This is a genomic window from Mesorhizobium huakuii (assembly GCF_030160235.1).
In the GTDB taxonomy this organism is placed as follows: Bacteria; Pseudomonadota; Alphaproteobacteria; order Rhizobiales; family Rhizobiaceae; genus Mesorhizobium; species Mesorhizobium huakuii.
Window position 1 is genome coordinate 1 of sequence record NZ_BSNY01000080.1, and the last position, 2535, is coordinate 2535.

Genomic DNA, 2535 nt, shown 5'->3' on the forward strand with positions numbered 1-2535 from the left:
TCGCGGCGGAGGTGATGATCGCGGCATTGATTGCCGCGCGCAAGAGGGTTTGTCGGTTTGATTGTCGCGGCGCGTCAATCAGCGACGCTGTTGGCGGGTGTGGCATAGGACGCGGGGCGTCCCGGGCCACGCTTTCGCTCCATGGCCTCGCGGCGCCTGTAGCTCTCGACATTCATCTCGAAGATGGTGGCGTGATGGACGAGGCGGTCGACCGCGGCGAGCGTCATGGCGGGGTCGGGGAAGACCTTGCCCCATTCGCCGAACGGCTGGTTGGCGGTGATGAGCATTGAGCGCCGCTCGTAGCGGGCGCTGATGAGCTCGAACAGCACGCTGGTCTCGGCCTGGTCCTTGGTGACGTAGGCGAGATCATCGAGGATCAGGAGATGGAACTTGTCGAGCTTGGCCAGAGCGCTCTCGAGCGCCAGGTCTCGCCGTGCCGTCTGAAGCTTCTGGACGAGGTCGGTTGTTCTGGTGAAGAGCACCCGCCAGCCATTCTCGATGAGCGCAAGGCCGATGGCTGAAGCGAGATGGCTTTTGCCGCCGCCGGGCGGGCCGAACAGAAGCAGGTTCGCCCCCTTCTCCAGCCAGCTGTCGCCGGCGGTGATCGCCATCACCTGGGCCTTGGAGATCATCGGCACGGCCTCGAACGCGAAGGTGTCGAGGGTCTTGCCCGGCAGGAGGCGGGCCTCGGCGAGGTGGCGTTCGATGCGGCGGCGGTCGCGTTCGGCCAGTTCATGCTCGGTGATCGCGGCGAGAAAGCGGGCGGCGGGCCAGCCTTCCTTGTCGGCCTGTTCGGCGAATTGCGGCCACATGAGCTTGATGGCCGGCAAGCGCAGTTCGTTGAGGAGCAGGCTGAGCTTGGCGGTATCGACAGTGGTGTTGGTCTTCATGCCGCGTCTCCCGTCAGGCTGGCGCCGAGCAGGGCTTCATAGGCATTGAGCGGCGCAAGGCGCACGACGACATTCGGCAGCCGGGAGGGATCGGGGGCGAAGCGTTCCCGCAAGGCGGCCATGTCGGGCAATCGGCGCGCCTGCAGCGCGGCATCCAGTTGGTCGGCCAGTTCGCTCTCGCAGGCGCGCTCGTGAGCCATGGCGAGAAGATCCACCATGATGCGGCAGGCCTGCCGCTCCGGCAGCCGCTCCATGAGCATGTCGAAGGTGTGCCGATACGCCTCGCGCGGAAAGAGCTGGTCGCGATAGACCAGGTTCAACAGCGCCATCGGCTTGCGACGCAGCGAATGGATGACATGCCGGTAATTGACGACCTGATCGTGTTTGCCCGATGGAGAGGCACGTCCGCGCGGCAGCGTCACGAGAAGGGTGCCGCCGATGAAGATGTCCAGTCGATCGTCGAAAAGGCGCACCCTGAGCCGGTGGCCGATCAGGCGCGAGGGCACGGTGTAGAACACCTTGCGCAGCGTGAAGCCGCCCGATGAGGTGACGCGCACGGTGACCTCCTCGTAGTCGGATGTGCGCCGGACGGGCAGTTCCTGGAGCTCGGCGCGCTCGATGTCGATGCGCTTGGAATTGCGGGCGTTCATGCGGCTGACGATCTCGTCGACGAAGCGGCGGTAGCAGACCAGATCGCCGAAATCGCTCGATCCTCTCATCAGAGCCGCGTCGTCGATCGCCCGCTTGAGATGGCCGTGCGGGCCTTCGATGGAGCCGTTCTCATGCGCGATGCCGCGATTGTTGCGGGAAGGGGTCATGCCGTAGTGGCCGCACAGTTCGTCGTAGCGGCGCGTCAGGTCCGCCCGGGCGTCCTTGTCCAGGTTGCGGAATGCCGGCGAGAGGCTGTCGCTGCGATGCTCGCGGGGAGCCCCGCCGAGCGACCACAGCGCGTTCTGCAGGCCTTCCGCCAGGGCGACGAAGCTCTCGCCGCCGAGCACGACATGAGCGTGCTCGAAGCCGGAATAGGCGAGCCGGAAATGATAGAGCCGGTGGTCGAGCGGCTGGCCGGCGATCGTGATGCCGGCTTTACCCATGTCGGTGAAATCCGACAGGCCGAGGCGGCCGGCCTCATGCACCTGTCGGAAGATGACCTCCTGCTCCACGCCGTGGACGGCGCGCCAGGAGCGGACGCGCCGCTCCAGCGTGCGGCGAACGCCGTTGCCCAGATCGGGGTGGCGGCGCAGCATCTCCTCGAAGATAGCTATCGCGCGAATGCCGGGCGCGGCTTGCAGCATCGGCACGACCTCGGTCTGAAAAATATCGGCAAGCGGGTCGGCACGGCGTCGTTCCCGCGGCGCCTTCTTCTGCGAGGGCAGCCTCGAATCCTTCTCGATGCGATAGGCCGTGGCCGTGCTGATCGACGCCTTTGCCGCCGCGACGGCTGTCGAATTGGTCTGACGGAACTTCATGTAGAGCCTCATCTGGTGATCGGTTACGTGGCGGCCGGGCACAAAGTGATTCCTCCAAATCGGAAAAACCACCGGCATACCCGGTCGACCGCGATCACCAGACAAACGCCCCCAAAAAGGCAGCGGCGCTGGCGGGTTGAAACTCCAGTCGGGCTACGCCCTCCCTGCGATCCAAC

The 2535-nt window shown here is 65.6% G+C and carries 2 protein-coding genes; both read right to left on the bottom strand.

The genetic code is table 11. The features are described 5' to 3' along the window. Window positions 1-74 precede the first annotated feature (74 nt). Window positions 75-890 (bottom strand): IS21-like element helper ATPase IstB, encoded by an 816-nt coding sequence (gene istB, locus QQK95_RS33335; RefSeq protein WP_284278837.1) that lies wholly within the window; start codon window positions 888-890, stop codon window positions 75-77. Further along, entirely contained in the window at window positions 887-2401 is a 1515-nt protein-coding gene (istA, locus tag QQK95_RS33340; RefSeq protein WP_457102398.1) for an IS21 family transposase, read from the bottom strand. The genes istB and istA overlap by 4 nt, the downstream gene beginning before the upstream one ends. Window positions 2402-2535 lie beyond the last annotated feature (134 nt).